The organism is Salmonella sp. FC25216 (assembly GCF_057751355.1).
On sequence record NZ_JBDGON010000013.1, the window covers coordinates 75431 to 98710 of the forward strand.

Consider the following 23280-nt stretch of genomic DNA (forward strand, 5'->3'; position numbering starts at 1 on the left):
GATTACAGCGAAGCATTTTGTTGTGTGGTAGCGGTGGAGTCCTTCTCTTCCACGACGCAGGTATCGCACGGCAAATGACGGCCAATAAATTTGCGATAAGCAAATGCGCCCAGAATGGCGCCGACGATGGGGCCAAACAGCGGCACCAGGAAGTAAGGAATGTCTCTACCGCCGGTAAACGCAATTTCGCCCCAACCGGCAAGCCCGGCGAACATTTTGGGGCCAAAGTCACGCGCCGGATTCATCGCAAAGCCGGTCAACGGCCCCATAGAGGCACCGATAACGGCGATCAGTAAACCAATGAGCAGTGGTGCAAGCGGACCGCGAGGTACGCCGTTGCCGTCGTCGGTCAGCGCCAGAATCAGCCCCATCAGAATAGCGGTAATCACCATTTCAACCGCGAAGGCCTGCACAAAATTGATATGAGGATTCGGGTAAGTTGAGAAAATGCCTGCGAGATCAAGACTTTCAACGCTGCCACGGACGATATGGTGGGTTTGTTCGAAGTCCACAAAAAGATTGTAATAAAGCCCGTAAACTAACGCCGCTGCGCAAAAGGCGCCGGCAACTTGAGAAATAATAAAAGGAACAACTTTACGTTTGTCGAAACAGGCAAATAGCCAGAGTGCGATGGTCACTGCCGGGTTCAGGTGTGCGCCAGAAACACCTGCCGTCAGGTAGATAGCCATCGCTACTCCCAGACCCCAGATGACGCTGATTTCCCACTGCCCAAAAGTGGCTCCGGCAACTTTAAGCGCAGCGACACAACCCACACCGAAAAAAATCAACAACCCGGTACCGAGGAATTCAGCAATGCACTGGCCTTTTAAGGTTGATGTTTGACTCATAATCGGATCCTGAAGAGTATGTAATGTTTATTGGTATGCGAGGAGGTCATGGACATCCACGATGCCCTGTAGGCACACTGTTAATTTATCGTTAACGAGCAAAAACGAGAAATATCGAAATCGAAATGTGTGTACTGCGTCAATAAAATGAGCGTTATCGCGCCATGAAGCGCGTTTTGAGACAGTAGAAGAGTGTGAATTGAATCATTTTATTAACCAACATGTTAACACTTTTGAGTTATTGGATGAATGTTACCAGGAGATGGATGAAAATTGTTGCAAACCGCAATCTACGCGGTATGTCGCTGGACAGCGAGAGCGGGGCTTCATACAATCGGCACTATATATTGTGCGCGTTTACGTGAAGCGTCGCCTTGCAATTCAGGAGAGGTAAGATCATGTCTTTAGAAGTGTTTGAGAAACTGGAAGCAAAAGTACAGCAGGCGATTGACACCATCACCCTGTTACAGATGGAAATTGAAGAGCTGAAAGAAAAGAACAACAGCCTGGCGCAGGAAGTACAGTCTGCACAGCATCAGCGTGAAGAGCTGGAGCGTGAGAACAACTCTCTGAAGGAACAGCAGAGCGGCTGGCAGGAGCGTCTGCAGGCCCTGCTTGGTCGTATGGAAGAAGTCTGATTACGCTTTATCTTTCGTGCCGTAGCTGCGTTGGCTGCGCTCAGTTACCCCAGTCACGTAGTTCACTACGCTCCTGGGGATATCTTCGCTTGCCGCCTTGCTACAACACGAAATCTTTCGCGTAATCGTCCCTGCGTGTAAGCTGCCATCCGGCAATCAGCGACAACGCATAAAAAAGGCGCCTTGCGGCGCCTTTTTTTGATCACTCGATATCAAGCGGGTCTTCGGAAAGGATAATACCGGTGTTGTCGGCATAGAGATGATCGCCGGAGAAGAACGTCACGCCGCCGAAATTGACGCGCACATCGCTTTCCCCAATGCCTTCACCTGCGGCGCCAACCGGGATTGCGGCGATCGCCTGAATGCCGATATCCAGCTCTTCCAGATCGTCCACCTGACGCACCGCGCCATAGATAACCAGCCCTTCCCATTCATTTTGCGTAGCCAGACGCGCCAGCTCCGCATCGACCAATGCACGACGGACAGAACCGCCGCCATCGACCAGCAGAACCCGACCACGGCCATTTTGTTCGAGCAGATCGTACAGCAACCCGTTGTCCTCGAAACATTTTACCGTGATGATTTGTCCGCCAAACGACGACCGCCCTCCAAAGTTAGAGAACAGCGGTTCCACGACGTTGACATCTTCCTGATAGATGTCACAAAGCTCGGAAGTATCGTATTTCATAGGCTTAACGTTTAGTTGCTGCGACAATTTTTAGTATATCGCGCTAAGTACACTGTTGGCAAAATCATCAATTGTTAATTGATATTTGTCAGTTAAACGGTCCACTGACTTAAGAGTATCCCAATCACAAATAACAGGTTGGTTAACAGCGCGCCTTTAACGGTACGTTCAAGCATCGGGCGCATTGCCGCAGGCTCCCTTTCGCGCATCACATAGCACGCCTGTTTGATGAGTAACGGCGCAGCCAGAATAAACAACCATCCCCACGGACTGTGTAACGAGAGCAGATTAAACAGCGCCAGACAGAGCAGCGCGCCCAGCAACAGGCAGGCGTGATAACGACGCGCGTTGACATCGCCCAGACGTACCACAAGGGTGTTTTTGCCATTCTCTCTGTCGCTATTAATATCGCGCAGGTTATTAATATTCAGTACCGCCGTCGCCAGTAAACCGCAGGCGGTGGCAGGGAGAATCAGCGCCGGAATCAGCGTATGCGCCTGGAGATACCAGCTCCCCATGACACTTAGCCAGCCAAAGAATACCAGGACAGAGATATCGCCCAGCCCGATATAACCGTAGGGCCGATTACCCACGGTGTAGGTGATGGCTGCGATAATCGACAGCCCGCCCAAAATCAGGAAGCCGACAAAATCGGTTAACGTATGGCACGCGACCGCCACCAGCGCCAGTCCGGAGATACAGATTAGCACGACGGTAATGATTAACGCCCGCTTCATCTCCTGCCGGGTGATGATGCCTTTTTGCATCCCCCGCAGCGGCCCGATGCGATCCGGTTTATCACTGCCTTTGACAGCGTCGCCGTAATCGTTGGCGAGGTTGGATAAAATTTGCAGCAGCCCGGCGGTGATAAGGGCCAGCAGTGCAACCAGAGGATCGAAATAGCCTTGCCACCATGCTAAGGCCGTACCGACGATAATCGCCGCGAAGGCGAGGGGTAAGGTTTTGGGTCGTAAGCTTTCCAGCCAGGCCTGGGTGCGGCTAATTTGTTGTTGTTCAGTCATATTTAGCGCCAATAAAAATGGGGCTTTTCAGCCCCATCAACAGTGATGAAAATGCATTGGACGCGATTATAAGATAAAACGGCTTAGATCTTCATCTGCGACCAGCGCATCCAGATGTTTGCTCACATATTCCGCATCAATTGTGATGTCCTGGCCGTGTAGATCGCTGGCGTTATAGGAAATTTCTTCCATCAGACGTTCCAGTACGGTGTGTAGACGACGCGCACCGATGTTTTCGGTGGTTTCGTTAACCTGCCAGGCCGCTTCGGCAATACGTTTAATACCGGAATCGGTGAACTCAATATTGACGCCTTCAGTTGCCATCAGCGCTTTGTACTGCACGGTGACGGACGCGTTTGGCTCGGTCAAAATGCGTTCGAAATCGCTGGTGGTCAGCGCCTGAAGTTCAACGCGAATAGGCAGACGGCCCTGCAGCTCCGGGATCAGATCAGACGGCTTCGCCACCTGGAACGCGCCAGAGGCGATAAACAGAATATGATCCGTTTTGACCATCCCATGTTTGGTCGAAACCGTGCAGCCTTCTACCAGCGGCAGTAAATCGCGCTGTACGCCTTCACGTGAAACATCCGGGCCGGAGGTTTCGCCACGCTTACAAATTTTGTCAATTTCATCGATAAACACGATGCCGTGCTGTTCAACCGCGTCGATAGCGTCCTGTTTCAGCTCTTCCGGGTTGACCAGCTTAGCAGCCTCTTCTTCAACCAACAGTTTCATCGCGTCTTTAATTTTCAGCTTACGCGGTTTCTGTTTCTGACCGCCCAGGTTCTGGAACATAGACTGCAACTGGCTGGTCATCTCTTCCATGCCCGGAGGCGCCATAATCTCTACGCCCATTGGCGCGGCGGCGAGATTAATCTCGATCTCTTTATCGTCGAGCTGGCCTTCACGCAGTTTTTTGCGGAACGTTTGACGGGCGGCAGAAGGCTCCTGCTGCTGTTCGGCCTGGCCCCAGTTATTTTTTGCCGGCGGGATCAGCACGTCGAGAATACGTTCTTCCGCCAACTCTTCCGCACGATAGCGGTTTTTTTCGATAGCCTGTACGCGAACCATTTTCACAGCGGCATCGGTCAGATCGCGGATGATAGAGTCCACTTCTTTACCAACATAGCCCACTTCGGTGAATTTGGTGGCTTCGACTTTAATGAACGGCGCGTTGGCGAGTTTTGCCAGACGACGGGCGATTTCGGTTTTACCGACGCCGGTCGGGCCAATCATCAGAATATTTTTCGGAGTCACTTCGTGGCGCAGCTCTTCATCAAGCTGCATACGACGCCAGCGGTTACGCAATGCAATCGCCACGGAACGCTTAGCGTTATCCTGGCCGATAATGTGTTTGTTCAGTTCGCTGACAATTTCGCGTGGGGTCATTTCAGACATGAGAGGTCCTTACGCTTTGGAGGTCAATTCTTCAATGGTGTGGAAATGGTTGGTGTAAATGCAGATATCGCCTGCAATATCCAACGCCTTTTCAGCAATTTCGCGCGCGCCGAGCTCGGTGTTTTCCAACAGAGCGCGAGCGGCAGCCTGGGCATAAGGACCGCCGGAGCCGATAGCAATTAAATCGTTTTCAGGTTGCACGACATCGCCGTTACCCGTGATGATGAGCGAGGCGGTTTCATCCGCGACGGCCAGCAACGCTTCAAGCTTGCGTAGCATACGGTCGGTACGCCAGTCTTTCGCCAGTTCAACGGCGGCTTTGACCAGATGCCCCTGATGCATTTCCAGTTTACGTTCAAACAGCTCGAACAGCGTGAATGCATCCGCAGTACCGCCCGCAAAGCCCGCAATGACCTTGTCGTTGTAAAGACGGCGGACTTTCTTCACGTTGCCTTTCATTACGGTGTTACCCAGTGTGGCCTGACCATCACCGGCGATTACCACGTGGCCGTTACGGCGTACGCTTACTATTGTTGTCACGAGCAGACCCCTTGGTTACTAATGCAGAATTCTAGCCCCGTACGGCGTACGGGGCGTAATGCAAGTATAGATGGGGGAGATTTTGAGGGTTTCAACCCCCGGTGGCGAGTCGAATGCAGTTTGTATGACCCGCCATCTTCAGACGGTTAATGGTGCTGTCGGCATTTTCTTTACCTTTAATCGGCCCGATAACGACGCGATTCCAGCCGTTATTGGTGGTTATTTTGGAGTCAAAGCCTTCAAACGCTAGCTGAGCGCGTACGCTTTCTGCCTGCTCAGCGCCTTTGAATGATCCACATTGCACCATCCAGCGACGTTCATCTTTTTTCTCTGCTGTCGCTTTCGGCGCTTCAGGCGCACGCGTAATTGGCGCGGCTTTCGGCGCTGCCGCACTGGTATGCGCCGGCGTTTGCAGCAAATCCTGATAAGGTTGCTGCGAGGCCGTCTGCTTCGGCGGCTGGCTCTGGCGCGCGGGTTGCGCCGGGGCGGACTGTACCGTGCGCGTTTGCGGCTGCTCGTTTATCCGCGGCTGCGTTCGTGGTTGCTGAACCGGCTGCGTTTGAGTCCACTGCTGCTGCTGCTGCTGCTGCTGCTGCTGCGCCTGACGCTGGCGCTGTAGCGTTTGCTGACGCTGTTCTGGCGTCTGCTCGTTCCACGGCACTTCATTAAGTTGCGTCGGCTGTTGACGCATATCCGCCTGCATTTGCGCCAGGAGTTGACGCTGCTCGCTGGTGAGCTGATTCGGATTCATGACTTCGCCGCCGGCGGACGGTTCCGTTGGCGTACGCACGCCCGGTTGGCGACTTTCCAGCTCTTTGATGTAACGCCAGCGTTCCTCCGGTTTTGGTGGAAGCCCATTGCCGGTGACTTTCTGGTTTTGTAGCGTTTCGGACTCTTCTTTCTTATGGTGCGTAATGAAGTACAAGCCGCCGATAAAGGTCACAAGGACGGCTGCCGCAATCGCGACCATTGCCGGCGAGACCGCAGGCATGTTGCTTTGCTTTTTCCGTGAGTTCCGTGAGGTGCTCTTTTTGCGCCGCGAAGGAGCCGGTTGGCCGCGACGTACATAATCTCGTTGTGCCACTATCGTTTCGCTGTATTTATTCGTTCGTCAGCCCGTCATGTTACTGAAGCGGCGGGCCTTTGACCAGACAGGTGAGTCTTAAAGCTATTTACTTTAGGGTAAAGCGCGCGTAGAACCGCGAATAATCAGCTCGCAATCCATTAAACGCGAGCCGCTGCTCACATTTTGCCCCTGCATCTGATCGAGCAACAACAGCATCGCCTCGCGACCAATGTCAAAACGCGGCTGTGCCACGGTTGTTAACGGAGGGTCGCAAAACTCGGCCAGTGCGATATTGTCAAAGCCGATAATCGACAGATCGTCAGGCACTTTCAGACCCTGGCGCTTGGCCCAGGAGAGCGCGCCCAGCGCCATTACGTCGCTATGACAAAAGACGGCGGTAGGCGGTAACGGTTGCTCAAGCAACTGCTTTAATGCGTTTGCCCCGGCTTCGTAGGTAAAGTCGCCACGGGCGATGTAATGCGGATCGACCACAATGCCACTGCGTCTTAATGCCTGTACGTAACCTTGTAAGCGATAGTGACAGAGTGGCATATCTTCCGGCCCCGCAATACAACCAATCCGCTTGTGGCCCAAATCCAACAGGTAGTTCATGGCATTGAACGCGGCGGTCAGGTTATCGATATGTACCGTCGGCAGTTCAAGCTCCGGCGCAAACTCATTCGACATCACCATCGGAGGCAAATTGCGCTGTTCCTCAACGCTGGCGTCAAAGGGCAGTCGGGAACTGAGAAGTACCATGCCGTCGATCTGTTTGGTGATGATGAGATTAAGAAAGGTTTTTTCTTTCTGGTTTTGATGCGCGCAATCGCCAATCAGCACCAGATATCCCTGTTCTGCCGCGGTAACTTCGATACCGCGGATAATTTCACTGAAGAAGGGATCGCAAATATCCGGGACAATTACCAAAACCGTACGAGATTCATTGCGTTTTACATTTCGCCCCATCGACTGCGGGAAATAACCCACTTCAAGCGCGGCCTGTTCAACCCGGCTACGGGTCGACTGGGAGACTTTATCGGGGTTCATTAACGCGCGGGATACGGTTGCCGTAGAGACTTTCGCCTTCAACGCAACATCCTTCATCGTAGCGGCAGTAACCTGCTTGTTCGATTTCACTCTTTCTCCTCGCCTGGGAACTGCTGGCGCAGATCTATCCCTGCTAACACTCATCGAAAACATTTTTATCAGATAGTGCGTGGAAGCGGTTACAGAATTTTCATAAAAAGTGTGATGGATGTTTAATTTTACGATCCGCCTCGCATCGTGAGGACTATCCTTCAATCGGATCGACGTCAAGAACCCATTTAACTTTTCGCGCTTCAGGGAGCGTATTGATCAACGCCAGCGTGCCGCTGATGATGTGTTGCAGGCGAATCCGTGAAGGATGCTGAAGCAAAATTTGCCAGCGATAGCGGCCGCCGCGTTTTGGCGCGAGGGCCGGCACCGGACCTAAGATCCACAGCTTATCGTCTAATAGCGGGCTGGCCTGAATCAAATTACGCAACTGCTGGAGAAAGACTGGTGCCTGCTGATTGTTGTGATCCTCTGCGCGAATAATGACGTGGCTGGTCCACGGCGGAAGCTGGAGCGTTTGCCGTTCCGCCAGCGCCTGTTCCGCAAACGCATCATAGCCTTTATGCAGTAACGTTTGCAGCAGGGGATGCTCAGGATGGTGCGTTTGTAGCACCACTTCGCCCTGTTTACCCGCGCGTCCGGCGCGGCCGGAAACCTGAGTGTAGAGTTGAGCGAAGCGTTCCGCTGAACGAAAATCGGCGGAGAAGAGCGCGCCATCGACATCCAGCAGGGCTACCAGCGTGACGTCGGGGAAGTGATGGCCTTTCGCCAGCATTTGCGTGCCTATCAGGATGCGCGCTCCGCCACGGTGAACTTCCGCCAGATGCTGCTCCAGCGCGCCTTTACGACTGGTGGTATCACGGTCGATTCGTGAAATCGGCACGCCGGGGAAGAAGGGGGCCAACACTTGCTCAAGCTGTTCCGTCCCTAACCCAACCGGTAGCATATGTGTGGAGCCGCAGGAGGGGCACTGGCGCGGTACCGGACGCTGACTGTCGCAGTGGTGACAGCGTAAATGATGCTGCGCCTGGTGTAGCGTGTAGTAGTGATCGCAACGCGGGCACTCCGCAATCCAGCCGCAGTCGTGGCAAAGCAGCGCGGGCGCGAATCCCCGGCGGTTAAGAAATAAAATCACCTGATTGTCGGCCTGGAGATGTTGGCGCATACGGGCGATAAGGGCGGGCGCCAGTCCCGCCTGGAGACGCTGGCCTTTTAAATCCAGCACATGCTGCAGGGCTGGGCGGGCGTTGCCTGCGCGCCGCGTCAGACGCAGCATCCGGTATTTTTTCTGCCGTACATTGCATAGCGTTTCCAGTGCTGGCGTGGCGGAGCCGAGAATAATCGGGATCTGCTCGCTATGGGCGCGATACACCGCCAAATCGCGGGCATGGTAGCGCCACCCTTCCTGCTGTTTATAAGAACTGTCGTGCTCTTCATCAATAATAATCACGCCAAGATGCTTAAACGGCGTAAAGAGGGAGGAACGCGTGCCGATGACAATCGCCGCTTCGCCGTTTTTCGCTTTCAGCCATGCCGAAAGACGCTCGCTGTCGTTTAGCCCGGAATGCAGCACTTCCACCGGCGCGTTGAAACGTTCGCGAAAACGGGCGATCGTTTGCGGCGTCAGGCCGATTTCCGGCACCATCACCAGCGCCTGTTTGCCCTGGGCGAGGACGTTTTCCAGCACGCTCAGATACACTTCGGTCTTGCCGGAACCGGTCACGCCTGCCAGTAACCAGGCGGAGAAACCGTCCGACGCGCTGTGAATCGCGCCGACTGCCGTCGCCTGTTCGGTATTCAGCCGCAGCCGCTCCCCTGCGACGGCATAACATTCTCGCCAGTCGGTAAACGCGGGCGTTTCACTGGCAAGCTCACAAAGCCCCTTACGTCGCAGCGTTTGCAGCGTGGCGTCGGTAAAATCGAGCTCAGCGACCTGATAGCGCCAGATCTTTCCTTGCCGCAGCGCCGCCATCGCCTGTTGTTGTTTGGCGGAGCGTTTCAGGTTGTTGATGTCGACGGCTTGCCCCTCTTCGGTGGCGAACCAATACCATAGGGGCGCGTTGCTGGCTGGTTTTCCCTGACGCAGTAAAACCGGCAGAGCGTGAAACAGAACATCGCCGAGGGGATGGTGGTAGTAATCCGCCGCCCAGAGGAGTAAGCGCCAGACGGAGGTAGAAAAGACCGGCTCGTTATCCAGGATTTCAATGACCGATTTTAATTCATCGAGCGGCAATTCGCTGTGGTCGCTAACCGAGACGACAATGCCCACACGCTCTTGCTGCTTACCGAATGGCACGCGCACGCGGCACCCGGCTTTGGCGACCCCGCCTTCCGGCAGCAGGTAATCAAAGGTTCGGGGAAGCGGAACGGGCAAGGCAACGCGCGCGACGGACATAGCATCTTCCTGACTTGAAATTTCGTCGGGTAGTATACACATTACGATAAGGGAGCGCGGATCAGTTTGCATACGGTGGTCAAATTCTGTATGATTCGCCGCCTTTGGTGCGTGTTATGAGCATCAAACCCTTTACTATTAACTTCGCGTGGTGTCTGGCGTTAGGGCTGGAAGAGCGACGCGGCCTTACACTGAGGTTCCCCATGAAAAAAGGTATTCACCCGAATTACGTAGAAATTACTGCAACCTGTTCTTGCGGTAATGTTATCAAAACCCACTCTACCGTGGGTCACGACCTGAACCTGGACGTGTGCGGCAAATGCCACCCGTTCTTCACTGGTAAGCAGCGTGTTGTTGATACCGGTGGTCGTGTTGAGCGTTTCAACAAACGCTTCAGCATCCCTGGCAGCAAATAAGTTATCGCCAGAAAAAAGCGCCGCAAGGCGCTTTTTTTGTATGAGTGAACCAGAATTGGAATATACATTTAGTCATTGAATGAATTTCCTTTATTAATAAATAAAACGATGTTTTTATTTTTTCGATAAATTGTTTCTATTAGTGATCTCCATCCTTTTTATCTTCATTTTTTTGCCATTTGTTTCTTTTGTTGGCAAAATCAAAAAGGTTTTGTTTCCCTTGCTTCAATACACTTTTTAGGAAATTTAAAATTATTCATAGGCCCGATTTTCTTTTTCCATAACGGAGTAAAGATCGGGTTAATTACTTAATTGTGTATGAAGAGGGACGATCATGAAATTAAAATTCGTATTATTAATTATTCCATTACTCTCTGCGGCCACGCACGCGGGTTATGTTGATTACCGTCATGAATATTATGATGATGGACGTAACTATGATCGTGTTTATATGTCTCACCGTTTTGCTACAGGTTTTGGGGTAGCAGTCGAAGCCATTTCTCGCTCCGATGACGCGCAATCTAACGATGCGTGGAACAATATGGAAAGCAACGGCAACGAGTATACCGCAAGCTATCAGTTTACCTGGCAGGATCTTATCTGGCAACCTGGTATTGCTATTGAAACGGGCGATAACATCGCGATTTATAAGCCTTATATCCGCGTGCAGTATAACATCAATGACAGTTGGTGGACCGCGTTCCGCTATCGCCTGGAGTACATGCGCAGAAACAGCGATGGTAAAGATGACCGCATGGTCTACCGTCCTGAAACATGGCTTGGTTATAACATCAATAACTGGATGTTTGAACTCAACGGGATTTATAAGATTGCCGATAGCGAAGATTTGTATAACAACAAAAAAGAAGATTACGAATATAACTTTCGCGTTGCTTATAACATAGGTTCCTGGCTCCCATTTATTGAGTTGGGTAACGTTTCCTCGGGTTATAACACCACAACGACAGACGATCGTCAGACCCGTTACCGTGTTGGTCTTGGATATAACTTCTGATTAATACCCTTCGTATCGGCTTATTACGTTGAGCGTCAGGATATATACATAATTTGCGTGAGTAACGTATCTAAGGAGTTGACATCATGTCTAGTGATGGTGCTATCACCGGAAACAATAAGAGTATTACCATCAGGCCTTTTGGGCTCAGAGATAAATTTGGTTATTTGTGTGGTGACCTGGGAACCTGTTTTATTCTTGGGTTAGTAAATAGTTTTTTAATGATTTATTACACTAACGTACTTGGCATTTCCGGCGCTATTGTCGGCTCGCTCTATTTTGTGACTAAATTCTTTGATGCGTTTGTCGATGTTGGGGTCGGGCGTTTATGTGATACCTCCAGGCTGACGGCCCATGGGCGTTTTAACCCCTGGGTGCGCCGCATGAAGTATCCGTTCTGCATCATCGCGGTCGTCCTGTTCCTGCCGTTTGTGCAGGATTTTTCGTATACGGCGAAAATTATCTACATCTGCTGCTCCTATTTTATTTATGGTTCACTGTTATCGACCATAAGTATTCCTTATGGCGCGATGTCTGCAGCGATAAGCTCGAACCCCGAAGATCGTGTGTCACTCTCAACTTACCGCAGCGTTGGGTCAGCAATCGGCGGCGGGGCAACTGGCTTTTTTATTCCGATCCTGATGTATACCACTCTGGTGGACGGAAGCCAGGTGATTTCCGGGCAGCATTTCTTCTGGATCGCCATTGGTTGCGCTGTACTGGGTTTCATCTTCTTATCGTTGACCTGCCAACTCACGACGGAACGCGTGCGTGTGGAGAGAAAAGAGAGCATGCCCGTGTCGGTGCTGCTGAAGGGATTGGCGCGTAATAAGGCGCTGATTGTTTTAGTGGTTGTGGATCTGCTGATCGTGATTAATCAGGGATTGTCCGGTACCAACATGACTTACCTGTTTAATGACTATTTCCACAATAAAGGGGCCATGTCTGTCGCGCTGTTGTTTACTTTTGGCTCCCTGGTTTTGCTGGCGCCATCGGCATCCTGGCTCACGAAGCGCTTTGGCAAAAAGGAGGCCAGCGTCGGCGCGCTGCTCTTTGCGGTAGCGATGTATCTGATTATGTTTTTCATCCACATTACCGACGCGAAAGTCTATTTAGTTTTCCTGTTCCTGGCGACGCTGGGGGCGGGGTTATTTAACCTGATGATTTGGGCGTTTATGACCGATGTGTGTGATTACCACCAGTATGTTACTGGCGATCGAGAGGATGGCACTGTTTATGGTGTGAACTTCTTCGCTCGCAAGGTTGGTCAAGCGTGCGCAGGAGCTATTGGCGGTTTTATGCTGGCTATTATTGGTTATCAATCCTCGTCAGCGGGTGGCGCTGTTCAAACCAGCGCCGTGCAGGAAAATATTTATACGATGGCGAATCTCTTACCGGCTTCATGCCTGTTTTTGGCGGCGGTTATTCTGATTTTTTTCTATCCACTGAACCGTAAAGAAACGCTCAAAATGGAAAAAACACTAAATAAATTCAATGGCATTAGTCAGTAACGCCATGAGTTCATGAACGGATCGAGAAGAGGCGGAAGCAATCTCGCCTCTTCTTATCTGTGGGGGTAAGGTAGAGCAACTGTAGAGTAGAGGGTTTTCGTTACCATGAAAACAGCGGCCAGGAATTCTGCGCCGCTCTTTTCGGGATCAATACTCCCACGTTTCCGGGTCAATCCCCATCTCACGCATGATTTCCTTTGCCGCTTCCGGGATTTCATCGCTGCGCTCTTTTCGCAGATCGGCATCATCCGGTAAGGGTTGCCCGGTAAAGGCGTGCAGAAATGCTTCACACAACAGCTCGCTGTTGGTGGCGTGGCGCAGGTTGTTCACCTGACGACGCGTACGTTCATCGGTGAGGATTTTTAACACCTTCAGAGGAATGGAAACCGTAATTTTCTTGACTTGCTCACTCTTCTTGCCGTGCTCAGCGTATGGGCTGATATATTCGCCGCTCCATTCAGCCATGAGATACTTAATCCTCTTCGTCATTAATATTGAGGTCTGAACCTGAGCCCGGACCATAATCGCGCGTAGTTTACCGTAGTGGCGCGGCCCTGACACGAAGTTAGCGGTCGCAGATGTGCGCTAATGCATATAATTTTAACGGCTATTTGCAGTTTGCTCAATCTATACGCAAAGAAGTTTAGATGTCCAGATGTATTGACGTCTATTGTGGCAGTGGTTAATCTGTGGCCTGACTTTCACCGACTCAGCCAGGAATATCTTCATATGACGCGTAAACAGGCTACTATCGCAGTGCGTAGCGGATTAAACGACGACGAACAATACGGCTGCGTTGTGCCGCCAATCCATCTCTCCAGTACCTATAACTTTACCGGTTTCAATGAGCCGCGCGCGCATGATTATTCCCGCCGCGGTAATCCTACGCGTGATGTTGTTCAGCGCGCGCTGGCGGAACTGGAAGGCGGCGCGGGCGCGGTATTGACCAATACCGGCATGTCGGCAATTCATCTGGTCACGACCGTTTTCCTCAAGCCGGGCGATCTGCTGGTCGCGCCGCATGATTGCTACGGCGGCAGTTATCGTCTGTTTGACAGTCTGGCGACGCGCGGTTGCTATCGTGTGCGGTTTGTCGATCAGAGCGATGAGCACGCCTTACAGACCGCGCTGGAAGAAAAACCGAAGCTGGTACTGGTAGAAAGTCCAAGTAATCCATTGTTACGCGTGGTAGATATTGCGAAAATCTGTCGGCTGGCGCGCGAGGCGGGCGCAGTGAGCGTCGTTGATAACACGTTTTTAAGCCCGGCGCTGCAAAATCCGCTGGCGTTGGGCGCCGATCTGGTGTTGCATTCATGCACGAAATATCTCAACGGACATTCGGATGTCGTGGCCGGCGTGGTGATCGCTAAAGATCCAGAAATGGTCACTGAACTGGCGTGGTGGGCGAATAATATTGGCGTCACTGGCGGGGCGTTTGATAGCTATCTGCTGCTGCGCGGCCTGCGTACGCTGTCGCCGCGTATGGAGGTGGCGCAGCGTAATGCGCAAGCGATTGTGGATTACCTGCAAACCCAGCCGCTGGTGAAGAAGCTGTATCATCCGTCGCTGCCGGATAATCAGGGACATGAGATTGCCGCGCGTCAGCAAAAAGGCTTTGGCGCAATGTTGAGTTTTGAACTGGATGGAGATGAGGAGACGCTACGTCGTTTTCTGGGCGGGCTGTCGCTGTTTACGCTGGCGGAATCTTTAGGGGGAGTGGAAAGTTTGATCTCTCACGCCGCCACCATGACGCACGCCGGTATGTCGCCACAGGCGCGTGCCGCCGCCGGGATCTCCGAAACGCTACTGCGTATCTCCACCGGTATTGAAGATGGCGAAGATTTAATTGCCGACCTGGAAAATGGCTTCCGGGCTGCAAACAAGGGGTAAACATGAGTGTGATTGCGCAGGCAGGGGCGAAAGGTCGTCAACTGCATAAATTTGGCGGCAGTAGTCTGGCGGATGTGAAGTGTTACCTGCGTGTCGCAGGCATTATGGCGGAGTATTCGCAGCCTGACGATATGATGGTAGTGTCCGCCGCAGGCAGTACCACCAACCAGTTGATTAGCTGGCTCAAGTTAAGCCAGACCGATCGCCTTTCTGCGCATCAGGTATTACAGACGTTACGCCGCTACCAGTGCGATCTGATTAGCGGGCTGCTTCCCGCCGACGCGGCAGATGACTTAACCAGCGCTTTTATCAGCGATCTGGAACGTCTTGCCGCCTTGCTCGACGGCGGCGTAACGGATGCCGTCTATGCTGAGATCGTCGGACACGGCGAAATTTGGTCGGCGAGATTGATGTCCGCTGTCCTGAATCAGCAGGGGCTGGATGCCGCCTGGCTGGACGCGCGCGCATTTTTACGCGCCGAACGCGCCGCACAGCCGCAGGTTGATGAAGGGTTATCTTATCCTTTATTGCAACAGCTACTGGCGCAGCATCCTGGCAAACGTCTGGTCGTGACCGGCTTTATCAGCCGCAATCATGACGGCGAAACGGTCCTGCTGGGCCGTAACGGTTCCGACTATTCCGCCACGCAAATCGGCGCGCTGGCGGGTGTTTCCCGCGTGACCATCTGGAGCGATGTGGCGGGCGTTTATAGCGCCGACCCGCGCAAAGTCAAAGATGCCTGCCTGCTGCCGTTGTTGCGTCTGGACGAAGCCAGCGAGCTGGCGCGTCTGGCGGCGCCTGTTTTGCACGCCCGTACGCTACAGCCGGTGTCCGGCAGCGATATAGATTTGCAGTTGCGCTGTAGCTACACGCCGGATCAAGGGTCTACCCGAATTGAACGGGTGCTGGCTTCCGGGACGGGCGCGCGTATCGTGACCAGTCACGATGATATCTGTCTGATTGAGTTCCAGGTACCCGCCAGCCAGGATTTCAGGCTGGCGCACAAAGAGCTCGACCAAATTTTAAAACGGGCGCAGGCGCGTCCGCTGGCGGTGGGCGTGCATCGCGATCGCCAGCTATTGCAGTTCTGCTATACCGCCGAGGTAGCGGATAGCGTACTGAAGCTCCTCGACGATGTCGGGCTGCCGGGCGAATTGCGCCTGCGACAGGGGCTGGCGCTGGTGGCGATGGTCGGCGCGGGCGTCACTCGTAATCCGCTACACTGCCATCGCTTCTGGCAGCAGCTCAAAGGTCAGCCAGTGGAATTTACCTGGCAGTCGGAGGAGGGCATCAGTCTGGTGGCGGTGCTGCGTACCGGTCCGACTGAAAGCGTGATCCAGGGGTTGCACCAGTCGCTGTTCCGCGCCGAAAAACGCATCGGGCTGATGTTGTTCGGCAAGGGGAATATCGGCTCCCGTTGGCTGGAACTGTTTGCCCGTGAGCAAAGTACGCTTTCCGCGCGTACTGGTTTTGAATTTGTGCTGGCGGGCGTGGTGGATAGCCGCCGCAGCCTGCTCAGCTATGACGGGCTGGATGCCAGTCGCGCGCTGGCGTTCTTTGATGATGAAGCCGTTGAGCAGGATGAAGAGTCGCTATTCCTGTGGATGCGCGCTCATCCCTACGACGATCTGGTGGTATTGGACGTGACCGCCAGTGAGCAGTTAGCCGATCAGTATCTTGATTTCGCCAGCCACGGTTTTCATGTGATTAGCGCTAATAAACTGGCAGGCGCAAGCGCCAGCGATAAGTATCGCCAGATTCATGACGCATTTGAAAAAACCGGGCGTCACTGGCTGTATAACGCCACTGTGGGCGCAGGATTGCCGATCAATCACACGGTGCGAGATCTGATCGACAGCGGCGATACGATTCTCTCGATCAGTGGGATCTTCTCCGGGACGCTATCCTGGCTGTTCCTGCAATTTGACGGTACGGTGCCGTTTACCGATCTGGTGGATCAGGCCTGGCAGCAGGGGCTGACCGAACCCGATCCGCGCGTCGATCTTTCCGGAAAAGATGTCATGCGTAAGCTGGTGATTCTGGCGCGCGAGGCGGGATACGACATTGAGCCGGATCAGGTACGCGTAGAATCGTTGGTGCCTGCGCATTGTGAAGGAGGGTCTATCGATCATTTCTTTGAGAATGGCGATGCGCTAAATGAGCAGATGGTGCAACGTCTGGAGGCTGCCCGCGAACTGGGGTTGGTGCTGCGCTATGTGGCGCGTTTCGACGCTAATGGCAAAGCGCGCGTCGGCGTCGAAGCGGTTCGTCCGGAGCATCCGCTGGCGGCGCTACTGCCGTGCGATAATGTCTTTGCTATTGAAAGCCGCTGGTATCGCGATAACCCGCTGGTGATCCGTGGGCCGGGCGCGGGTCGCGATGTCACCGCCGGGGCGATTCAGTCCGATATCAACCGCCTGGCGCAGCTCTTGTAATATGCCTGCCGGATGGCCGCTTCGCCTGATCCAGCCTACGTTAAGCCAGATCCGTAGGCTGGATGAGCGCGTGAGCGTCACTATCCGGCTGTTACCCTAAGCGTGAATTGTATTCCAGCGCCAATGTCTTAAGGATTTGCGTGACGCGTCCGGCGGAATAGTGGGCACTTTGCTGGAATTCAGGCTGTTGCCATAGCCAGGTAATAAAGCGGCGACTGGCTGTCAGATTAACGGCGACGCCTTGTGCTAAGTGGGAACCGGTTAACGAACAGACCATTTTGCGGTTATTGCCGTGCCCCCAGAGTTGCCACTGATTTTGCACCCTCCCTGCCAGATTTTGCCTAACAGTTGCCACTCTGCGCGGCAATCGTCATCGTTTATCTCTTCCTCAACGAACCACAGCGAGGCGGGACGCTGGCGTACCTTCCCGTTCCCTAATGAACGGGTCATGATGGATTTAACCGGTAAACAATTGCGCAGCCTGATGGAACATGGCGCCGGATTAAGCAACGGTGTTTTGCCGGTGTCTAAAGGTCTGGAGATGAAGTATGACAGCAGCAAACCCATCGGTCAGCGCGTGGTAGCCTTTACGCTCAATGGCAAGCCGATTGATGATGCGGCGGTTTATCATATCGCCACCAACAGCTTCCTTGCCGACGGCGGCGACGGTTTTGCGGCGTTCACGGAAGGTCAGGCGCGGAATACCTCCGGCGGCTACTATGTGTCGAATGCGGTGGTGGCTTATTTTAACGCGGGAAACACCATCACGGATGAGCAGCTCAAAGGGATGCGCGTTGCGGATGTGAAGAAGTAATTTCCCCTGCCGTGGCGCGCTCAGTGTCGCGGCGTGACATGAGGAATATTCATCTTTGCTGAATATTCCTCATTCTTTGGCATGATTTTTCGGTTGACGTCCTCCCGCTTTTCCGTCATTTTTACATCTGGACGTCTAAACGGATAGATGTTTACAACATCACAAATAATAACACGCGATTGATGAGGTAAGGTATGAGCTTTTTTCACGCCAACCAGCGGGAAGCCCTGAATCAGAGTCTGGCGGAAGTACAGGGTCAGATTAACGTTTCGTTTGAGTTTTTCCCGCCGCGCACCAGTGAAATGGAGCAAACCCTGTGGAACTCTATCGATCGCCTGAGCAGCCTGAAACCGAAGTTTGTTTCGGTAACGTATGGCGCCAACTCCGGCGAGCGTGACCGCACTCATAGCGTTATTAAAGGCATTAAAGAGCGTACTGGTCTTGAGGCCGCGCCGCATCTTACCTGCATTGACGCCACGGGCGATGAACTGCGTACTATCGCCCGCGACTACTGGAATAACGGTATCCGCCACATTGTCGCTTTGCGCGGTGATTTGCCGCCGGGTAGCGGTAAGCCGGATATATACGCCGCCGATCTGGTCGGCTTGCTCAAAGAGGTGGCCGATTTCGATATTTCCGTGGCGGCCTATCCGGAGGTGCATCCAGAAGCGAAAAGCGCGCAGGCCGATCTGCTTAATCTGAAGCGTAAAGTGGATGCTGGCGCTAACCGCGCCATTACGCAGTTTTTCTTCGATGTGGAAAGCTACCTACGTTTTCGCGACCGCTGCGTTTCTGCCGGTATCGACGTAGAAATTATTCCAGGCATTTTACCGGTGTCTAACTTTAAACAGGCGAAAAAATTTGCCGATATGACCAACGTCCGCATTCCGTCATGGATGTCACAGATGTTTGAGGGGCTGGATGATGACGCGGAAACCCGCAAGCTGGTGGGCGCTAATATTGCGATGGATATGGTGAAAATTTTAAGCCGCGAAGGAGTGAAGGATTTCCACTTCTACACGTTGAATCGTGCGGAAATGAGTTATGCCATTTGCCACACGCTGGGCGTAAGACCTGGTTTATAACCTCCAGCCCTCTGCTGAGGGCTTTATTACAACTCATATTGATCTGCATCTCTGTAACTAAAAATATAAAAGGTATTAGCTATCGAATCTGTGGATTAATTCAACTATCTCTTCACTTAATTGGTGTATATCGTAACGGTAACACTTTAAAAGGGAGCTGAGATATGAGCACGACCGACGATACCCATAACACGTTATCTACTGGAAAATGTCCTTTCCATCAGGGTGGGCATGACCGAAGCGCAGGAGCAGGGACAGCCAGCCGCGACTGGTGGCCGAATCAACTTCGCGTGGATCTTTTGAACCAACATTCCAACCGTTCTAACCCGCTGGGTGAAGACTTTGACTACCGCAAAGAGTTTAGCAAGTTAGACTACTCCACCCTGAAAGGGGATCTTAAGGCGCTGCTGACCGATTCACAACCGTGGTGGCCTGCCGACTGGGGTAGCTATGTCGGTTTGTTTATCCGTATGGCCTGGCACGGGGCTGGCACTTACCGTTCTATTGATGGTCGTGGCGGCGCGGGTCGTGGTCAACAGCGTTTTGCGCCGCTCAACTCCTGGCCGGATAACGTCAGCCTGGATAAAGCGCGTCGTTTGCTATGGCCGATTAAGCAGAAATATGGCCAGAAAATTTCCTGGGCCGACCTGTTTATTCTGGCGGGTAACGTGGCGCTGGAAAACTCCGGTTTCCGTACCTTCGGTTTCGGCGCCGGGCGTGAAGATGTCTGGGAACCGGATCTGGATGTGAACTGGGGCGATGAAAAAGCCTGGTTGACGCACCGACATCCTGAAGCGCTGGCGAAAGCGCCGCTGGGCGCGACCGAGATGGGCCTTATCTACGTTAACCCGGAAGGGCCGGATCACAGCGGCGAACCGCTTTCTGCCGCCGCCGCTATTCGCGCCACCTTTGGCAATATGGGGATGAACGACGAAGAAACCGTGGCGTTGATCGCCGGCGGGCATACCCTCGGTAAAACCCACGGCGCGGCAGCAGCATCCCATGTAGGGGCCGATCCGGAAGCCGCGCCGATTGAAGCGCAGGGCTTAGGTTGGGCCAGCAGCTATGGTAGCGGCGTTGGCGCGGATGCTATTACCTCCGGGCTGGAAGTGGTCTGGACGCAGACGCCGACCCAGTGGAGCAACTATTTCTTCGAGAACCTGTTCAAATATGAGTGGGTACAAACCCGTAGTCCGGCTGGCGCTATCCAGTTTGAAGCGGTAGACGCGCCGGACATCATCCCGGACCCGTTCGATCCGTCGAAAAAACGTAAGCCAACCATGCTGGTCACCGACCTGACGCTGCGTTTTGATCCCGAGTTCGAGAAGATCTCTCGCCGTTTCCTTAACGATCCGCAGGCCTTTAATGAAGCCTTTGCTCGCGCCTGGTTCAAACTGACGCACAGAGATATGGGGCCAAAAGCGCGTTACATCGGACCGGAAGTGCCGAAAGAAGATCTGATCTGGCAGGACCCGTTGCCGCAACCGCTCTACCAGCCAACGCAGGAAGACATTATTAATCTGAAAGCGGCGATCGCTGCATCCGGGCTCTCTATTAGCGAGATGGTTTCGGTTGCCTGGGCATCCGCGTCTACTTTCCGTGGCGGCGATAAGCGTGGCGGCGCTAACGGCGCGCGTCTGGCATTAGCGCCTCAGCGCGACTGGGATGTAAACGCCGTTGCGGCTCGCGTTTTGCCGATATTAGAAGAGCTCCAGAAAACGACTAATAAAGCCTCTCTGGCCGATATTATTGTGCTGGCGGGCGTGGTCGGTATCGAGCAGGCGGCCGCTGCTGCGGGTGTCAGCATCAGCGTACCTTTTGCGCCGGGTCGGGTGGATGCGCGTCAGGATCAGACCGACATCGAGATGTTCTCGCTGCTTGAACCGATTGCCGATGGATTCCGTAACTATCGTGCGCGTCTGGATGTATCGACGACCGAGTCGCTGCTGATTGATAAAGCGCAGCAGTTAACGTTGACCGCGCCGGAAATGACGGTGCTGGTTGGCGGGATGCGTGTTCTGGGAACCAACTTTGACGGCAGCCAGAACGGTGTCTTTACCGACAGACCGGGCGTGCTCAGCACTGACTTCTTCGCTAATCTGCTGGATATGCGTTACGAGTGGAAACCCACCGACGACTCTAATGAGCTGTTCGAAGGCCGCGATCGACTGACTGGCGAGGTAAAATACACGGCAACCCGCGCCGATCTGGTGTTTGGTTCCAACTCCGTACTGCGCGCGCTGGCGGAAGTTTACGCGTGTAGCGATGCGCACGAGAAGTTTGTGAAGGACTTCGTCGCGGCATGGGTGAAAGTGATGAACCTGGACCGTTTCGATTTGTTGTAAATCTCATGTTGTAAATCTCATGCCGGATGATGCCAACGCTTATCCGGCCTACCGCTCCAGATGCCCTCCGGGCAAAAAAATCCCCGCGATTACGGGGATTTTTCATTACAAGCCGACCTTATTCCCATTCCTGCAAGAAGCGCTGACCGTACTGGTCGGCGACCAGTAGCGCGGCGTATACTTCATCCGGCGTGGCGCCGCCAGGCATGTTATGAATAGTTTCACCTTCTGCGCAGGAAGCTTCCGCGACGGTGCGCATTTTCGCCGGGATATCCTGTTTAATATCCAGTTGCGCCAGCGTCATCGGCAGACCAATGGAATGGCACAGTGCAGCAACGGTTTCGATCTCTTCGACCGGCGCGTTTTCCAGCACCAGTTGCGTTAGCGTACCGAAAGCGACCTTCTCACCGTGATAATAGTGGTGCGCATCCGGAATCGCCGTTAAACCGTTATGAATCGCGTGCGCTGCGGCCAGACCGCCGCTTTCAAAACCGACCCCGCTCAGGTAGGTGTTAGCTTCGATGACGCGTTCCAGCGCTGGCGTGACGACATGCTGTTCGGCGGCCAGCATTGCTTTTTCGCCTTCTTCGATCAGCGTGTTATAACATAGCTCCGCCAGTGCCAGCGCGGCCTGTGTACACTTGCCGCCCGCCATCGTGGTGGCGCCGCTGCGTGAGCAGGCGCGCGCTTCAAACCAGGTTGCCAGCGCATCGCCGATACCGGCTGCCAGCAGACGCGCCGGTGCGCCCGCTACTATTTGGGTATCGACAATGACCATATTCGGGTTATGCGGCAGCATCAGATAGCGGTCAAACTCACCGGCATCAGTATAAATAACCGAGAGCGCGCTGCACGGCGCGTCGGTAGAGGCGATGGTCGGCGCGATAGCGACCGGGACGTTCATAAAGTGCGCCAGCGCTTTGGCGGTATCCAGCGTTTTACCGCCGCCGATGCCCAGTACGGCGCCGCACTGGATTTGCTCGGCGACGGCGCGGAGCCTGTCGATCTCATTTTGCGAACATTCGCCGCCAAACGGGACGATTTCTACTGATAAATCTGCATCAGTCAGGCTCTTGCGTAGCGTCTCTTCGGCAAATCCCAGCACGAATTTATCGCCCACAACCAGCCAGTTGTTCGCCATCGGTTTTAAATAATCGCCAAGACGCGCGATGACGTTTGCACCCTGAATATACTTGCCTGGTGACTGAATAATGCGATCCATACATTTCTCCCCTACAGGTTCAGATTACCAAAAGCGTTTTTCCAGTCTTGCTCAAACTTCTCTATTGCTGACTCTACCGCAGGCGTATTGAGCATTTGTTGCGCTACATCTAAAGGAAGGGTAATCGCCTGGCAACCTGCCAGTAAGCAATCCAGCGCCTGCCGCGGCGTTTTAAAGCTGGCCGCCAGCACCATACTGTCGGGCGCGTGACGTTCCAGTAGCGTTTGCAGCTCCTGAACCATACGAATGCCATCACCGCCCTGAGCATCAACGCGGTTGACGTAGGGAGCGACATATTTTGCGCCCGCCAGCGCCGCCAGCAGGCCCTGCGATGCGCTGTAGACGGCGGTGCCCAGCGTCACGATGCCTTCTTTTTTCAGCAGCTTAATAGCCGCGAGACCTTCGGCGGTCACTGGAATTTTAACCACAATACCGGGGATGGCGTTATTCAGTCGTTTGGCTTCTTCCACCATACCTTTCGCGTCGCGGCTCATGGTCTGCGCAAATAAAGTGCCTTCTTCGCCGATGGCGTTTTGCAGCCTGGGCAGCACATCCCAGACAGATTCTTTGCTGGCAGCCACAATGCTCGGATTGGTGGTGACGCCGGCAATCGGGAAAATGCGCGCCAGACGTTCAACTTCCGCCACGTTAGCGGTATCCAGATAGAGTTCCATAGTCTTTCCTTTCGTGAGCTTTCGTTATCGACAGGATAAAGGAGCGTTGCCGGGATGCGCTATGTGACAAATCTGCCAAAAACTGGACAAATGTGATGTGCTTGGTAAAGTGTGATTAACTTCACAAGTTGGCGATGATTAACGTGTAACGTGCTGTTGTATGCCCTGTGGGGGAGTGAGTTT

The 23280-nt window shown here is 53.5% G+C and carries 19 protein-coding genes and 2 pseudogenes; 9 read left to right on the forward strand and 12 right to left on the reverse strand.

Features of this window, described 5'->3' with window-relative positions; all coding sequences use genetic code 11:
• Window positions 1-2: 2 nt before the first annotated feature.
• Window positions 3-848 carry an MIP/aquaporin family protein gene (locus AC3G3F_RS20795; protein ID WP_000084285.1) on the reverse strand — a complete coding sequence of 282 codons (846 nt, stop codon included), beginning with the start codon at window positions 846-848 and terminating at the stop codon, window positions 3-5.
• 398 nt (window positions 849-1246) lie between these two features.
• Between AC3G3F_RS20795 and zapB the strand changes: the two genes are divergently transcribed.
• Complete coding sequence (zapB, locus tag AC3G3F_RS20800) at window positions 1247-1486, forward strand: septal ring assembly protein ZapB (RefSeq protein ID WP_000051365.1); 240 nt, start codon at window positions 1247-1249, stop codon at window positions 1484-1486.
• Between the two features lie 202 nt (window positions 1487-1688).
• Here the strand turns inward: zapB and rraA are convergent, their stop codons facing one another.
• The 7 genes from rraA to priA form a co-directional block, all read right to left on the reverse strand.
• Entirely contained in the window at window positions 1689-2174 is a 486-nt protein-coding gene (rraA, locus tag AC3G3F_RS20805) for a ribonuclease E activity regulator RraA (protein WP_000872918.1), read from the reverse strand.
• A 92-nt stretch (window positions 2175-2266) separates the two neighbouring features.
• Window positions 2267-3196 (reverse strand): 1,4-dihydroxy-2-naphthoate polyprenyltransferase, encoded by a 930-nt coding sequence (gene menA / locus AC3G3F_RS20810; protein ID WP_023249149.1) that lies wholly within the window; start codon window positions 3194-3196, stop codon window positions 2267-2269.
• Between the two features lie 66 nt (window positions 3197-3262).
• A complete protein-coding gene (gene hslU / locus AC3G3F_RS20815) occupies window positions 3263-4594 on the reverse strand; it encodes an ATP-dependent protease ATPase subunit HslU (RefSeq protein WP_023249150.1) in 1332 nt (443 codons plus the stop codon).
• A gap of 9 nt (window positions 4595-4603) precedes the next feature.
• On the reverse strand, window positions 4604-5134 hold the full coding sequence (gene hslV, locus AC3G3F_RS20820; RefSeq protein WP_000208241.1) for an ATP-dependent protease subunit HslV: 531 nt from the start codon (window positions 5132-5134) through the stop codon (window positions 4604-4606).
• Window positions 5135-5225: 91 nt separating this feature from the next.
• Window positions 5226-6218: a cell division protein FtsN gene (gene ftsN / locus AC3G3F_RS20825; RefSeq protein WP_488395695.1), complete on the reverse strand. Its 993-nt coding sequence runs from the start codon at window positions 6216-6218 to the stop codon at window positions 5226-5228.
• 93 nt (window positions 6219-6311) lie between these two features.
• Window positions 6312-7337: a DNA-binding transcriptional regulator CytR gene (gene cytR / locus AC3G3F_RS20830; protein ID WP_023249152.1), complete on the reverse strand. Its 1026-nt coding sequence runs from the start codon at window positions 7335-7337 to the stop codon at window positions 6312-6314.
• 154 nt (window positions 7338-7491) lie between these two features.
• Complete coding sequence (priA, locus tag AC3G3F_RS20835; RefSeq protein WP_053510002.1) at window positions 7492-9690, reverse strand: primosomal protein N'; 2199 nt, start codon at window positions 9688-9690, stop codon at window positions 7492-7494.
• A 203-nt stretch (window positions 9691-9893) separates the two neighbouring features.
• Here priA and rpmE point away from each other — a divergent pair, with 203 nt between their 5' ends.
• The 3 genes from rpmE to AC3G3F_RS20850 all read left to right on the forward strand — a co-directional run bounded on the left by rpmE (window position 9894) and on the right by AC3G3F_RS20850 (window position 12632).
• Window positions 9894-10106, forward strand: a complete 213-nt coding sequence (gene rpmE / locus AC3G3F_RS20840) for a 50S ribosomal protein L31 (RefSeq protein ID WP_000715284.1) — start codon at window positions 9894-9896, stop codon at window positions 10104-10106.
• Between the two features lie 334 nt (window positions 10107-10440).
• Window positions 10441-11121, forward strand: coding sequence for an oligogalacturonate-specific porin KdgM family protein (locus AC3G3F_RS20845; protein ID WP_023249154.1), 681 nt, complete (start codon window positions 10441-10443; stop codon window positions 11119-11121).
• Window positions 11122-11207: 86 nt separating this feature from the next.
• A complete protein-coding gene (locus tag AC3G3F_RS20850; RefSeq protein ID WP_023249155.1) occupies window positions 11208-12632 on the forward strand; it encodes an MFS transporter in 1425 nt (474 codons plus the stop codon).
• A 147-nt stretch (window positions 12633-12779) separates the two neighbouring features.
• Here AC3G3F_RS20850 and metJ read toward each other — a convergent pair whose 3' ends face one another.
• On the reverse strand, window positions 12780-13097 hold the full coding sequence (gene metJ, locus AC3G3F_RS20855) for a met regulon transcriptional regulator MetJ (protein ID WP_000852811.1): 318 nt from the start codon (window positions 13095-13097) through the stop codon (window positions 12780-12782).
• A gap of 264 nt (window positions 13098-13361) precedes the next feature.
• Here metJ and metB point away from each other — a divergent pair, with 264 nt between their 5' ends.
• On the forward strand, window positions 13362-14522 hold the full coding sequence (gene metB / locus AC3G3F_RS20860; protein WP_023249156.1) for a cystathionine gamma-synthase: 1161 nt from the start codon (window positions 13362-13364) through the stop codon (window positions 14520-14522).
• Between the two features lie 2 nt (window positions 14523-14524).
• Window positions 14525-16957, forward strand: a complete 2433-nt coding sequence (gene metL, locus AC3G3F_RS20865) for a bifunctional aspartate kinase/homoserine dehydrogenase II (protein ID WP_023249157.1) — start codon at window positions 14525-14527, stop codon at window positions 16955-16957.
• Between the two features lie 91 nt (window positions 16958-17048).
• Here the strand turns inward: metL and AC3G3F_RS20870 are convergent.
• Window positions 17049-17383: pseudogene (locus AC3G3F_RS20870) on the reverse strand (cytoplasmic protein); the annotation flags it as partial.
• Between AC3G3F_RS20870 and AC3G3F_RS20875 the strand changes: the two are divergent.
• From AC3G3F_RS20875 to katG, 3 genes and pseudogenes are all read left to right on the forward strand, one after another.
• A pseudogene (locus tag AC3G3F_RS20875) lies at window positions 17379-17771 on the forward strand (5'-nucleotidase C-terminal domain-containing protein); the annotation flags it as partial. The pseudogenes AC3G3F_RS20870 and AC3G3F_RS20875 overlap by 5 nt on opposite strands.
• A 194-nt stretch (window positions 17772-17965) precedes the next feature.
• Window positions 17966-18856 (forward strand): methylenetetrahydrofolate reductase, encoded by an 891-nt coding sequence (gene metF, locus AC3G3F_RS20880; protein ID WP_023249160.1) that lies wholly within the window; start codon window positions 17966-17968, stop codon window positions 18854-18856.
• Window positions 18857-19020: 164 nt separating this feature from the next.
• The gene (katG, locus tag AC3G3F_RS20885) at window positions 19021-21201 is read left to right on the forward strand and encodes a catalase/peroxidase HPI (protein ID WP_023249161.1); all 2181 of its coding nucleotides are present in this window, start codon (window positions 19021-19023) and stop codon (window positions 21199-21201) included.
• A 118-nt stretch (window positions 21202-21319) separates the two neighbouring features.
• On the opposite strand, the gene gldA is transcribed toward katG, so the two are convergent.
• Window positions 21320-22423, reverse strand: a complete 1104-nt coding sequence (gene gldA, locus AC3G3F_RS20890; RefSeq protein WP_488395698.1) for a bifunctional L-1,2-propanediol dehydrogenase/glycerol dehydrogenase — start codon at window positions 22421-22423, stop codon at window positions 21320-21322.
• A gap of 11 nt (window positions 22424-22434) precedes the next feature.
• Entirely contained in the window at window positions 22435-23097 is a 663-nt protein-coding gene (gene fsa / locus AC3G3F_RS20895) for a fructose-6-phosphate aldolase (RefSeq protein WP_023249163.1), read from the reverse strand.
• Window positions 23098-23280: the final 183 nt, after the last annotated feature.

What these genes read in the sequence shown, in the direction of transcription:
- metJ (WP_000852811.1), bottom strand. Translation starts at nt 13,097, where the DNA reads ATGGCTGAATGGAGCGGCGAATATATCAGCCCATACGCTGAGCACGGC.
- AC3G3F_RS20795 (WP_000084285.1), bottom strand. Translation starts at nt 848, where the DNA reads ATGAGTCAAACATCAACCTTAAAAGGCCAGTGCATTGCTGAATTCCTC.
- fsa (WP_023249163.1), bottom strand. Translation starts at nt 23,097, where the DNA reads ATGGAACTCTATCTGGATACCGCTAACGTGGCGGAAGTTGAACGTCTG.
- metB (WP_023249156.1), top strand. Translation starts at nt 13,362, where the DNA reads ATGACGCGTAAACAGGCTACTATCGCAGTGCGTAGCGGATTAAACGAC.
- menA (WP_023249149.1), bottom strand. Translation starts at nt 3,196, where the DNA reads ATGACTGAACAACAACAAATTAGCCGCACCCAGGCCTGGCTGGAAAGC.
- gldA (WP_488395698.1), bottom strand. Translation starts at nt 22,423, where the DNA reads ATGGATCGCATTATTCAGTCACCAGGCAAGTATATTCAGGGTGCAAAC.
- katG (WP_023249161.1), top strand. Translation starts at nt 19,021, where the DNA reads ATGAGCACGACCGACGATACCCATAACACGTTATCTACTGGAAAATGT.
- zapB (WP_000051365.1), top strand. Translation starts at nt 1,247, where the DNA reads ATGTCTTTAGAAGTGTTTGAGAAACTGGAAGCAAAAGTACAGCAGGCG.
- AC3G3F_RS20845 (WP_023249154.1), top strand. Translation starts at nt 10,441, where the DNA reads ATGAAATTAAAATTCGTATTATTAATTATTCCATTACTCTCTGCGGCC.
- priA (WP_053510002.1), bottom strand. Translation starts at nt 9,690, where the DNA reads ATGTCCGTCGCGCGCGTTGCCTTGCCCGTTCCGCTTCCCCGAACCTTT.
- hslU (WP_023249150.1), bottom strand. Translation starts at nt 4,594, where the DNA reads ATGTCTGAAATGACCCCACGCGAAATTGTCAGCGAACTGAACAAACAC.
- metL (WP_023249157.1), top strand. Translation starts at nt 14,525, where the DNA reads ATGAGTGTGATTGCGCAGGCAGGGGCGAAAGGTCGTCAACTGCATAAA.
- AC3G3F_RS20850 (WP_023249155.1), top strand. Translation starts at nt 11,208, where the DNA reads ATGTCTAGTGATGGTGCTATCACCGGAAACAATAAGAGTATTACCATC.
- rraA (WP_000872918.1), bottom strand. Translation starts at nt 2,174, where the DNA reads ATGAAATACGATACTTCCGAGCTTTGTGACATCTATCAGGAAGATGTC.
- rpmE (WP_000715284.1), top strand. Translation starts at nt 9,894, where the DNA reads ATGAAAAAAGGTATTCACCCGAATTACGTAGAAATTACTGCAACCTGT.
- metF (WP_023249160.1), top strand. Translation starts at nt 17,966, where the DNA reads ATGAGCTTTTTTCACGCCAACCAGCGGGAAGCCCTGAATCAGAGTCTG.